Here is a 906-nt window from a genome sequence, read left to right as displayed (position 1 = left end):
ATCCAACTACATCTTCAACACAAAGCCGCACAATCTGCAGTAATCAATTGCCATATACATGGGATGGTCAAACATTTACAGCAGCAGGTCAGAAGGTGAAAACAGGTTTATTGAACCAGTATGGTTGTGACAGTACAGCAACGTATAACCTGAGTGTAAACCCAACTACATCTTCAACACAGAGCCGCACAATCTGCAGTAATCAATTACCATACATATGGGATGGTCAAACATTTACGGCAGCAGGTCAGAAGGTGAAAACAGGTTTATTGAACCAGTATGGTTGTGACAGTACAGCAACATATAACCTGAGTGTAAATCCAACTACATCTTCAACACAAAGCCGCACAATCTGCAGTAATCAATTACCATACACATGGGATGGTCAAACATTTACAGCAGCAGGTCAGAAGGTGAAGACAGGTTTGTTGAACCAGTATGGTTGCGACAGTACAGCAACATATAACCTTACAGTAAATCCAACTACATCTTCAACACAAAGCCGCACAATCTGTAGTAATCAATTACCATACACATGGGATGGTCAAACATTTACAGCAGCAGGTCAGAAGGTGAAAACAGGTTTATTGAACCAGTATGGTTGCGACAGTACAGCAACATATAACCTTACAGTAAATCCAACTACATCTTCAACACAAAGCCGCACAATCTGCAGTAATCAATTGCCATATACATGGGATGGTCAAACATTTACAGCAGCAGGTCAGAAGGTGAAAACAGGTTTATTGAACCAGTATGGTTGCGACAGTACAGCAACGTATAACCTGAGTGTAAATCCAACAACATCTTCAACACAAAGCCGCACAATCTGTAGTAATCAATTGCCATACACATGGGATGGATTGACTTTTGACGGTGCAGGAACGAAGACGAAGACGGGATTGA

The 906-nt window shown here is 41.4% G+C and carries 1 protein-coding gene; it reads left to right on the top strand.

The features are described from left to right. Positions 1 to 906, top strand: a 906-nt coding sequence (locus ESA94_RS21555; protein WP_205756041.1) for a hypothetical protein, incomplete at both ends; no start/stop codon positions are given.

It is taken from the genome of Lacibacter luteus (assembly GCF_004118265.1).
GTDB lineage: Bacteria > Bacteroidota > Bacteroidia > Chitinophagales > Chitinophagaceae > Lacibacter > Lacibacter luteus.
This window is presented reverse-complemented; position numbering and strand designations above follow the sequence as displayed.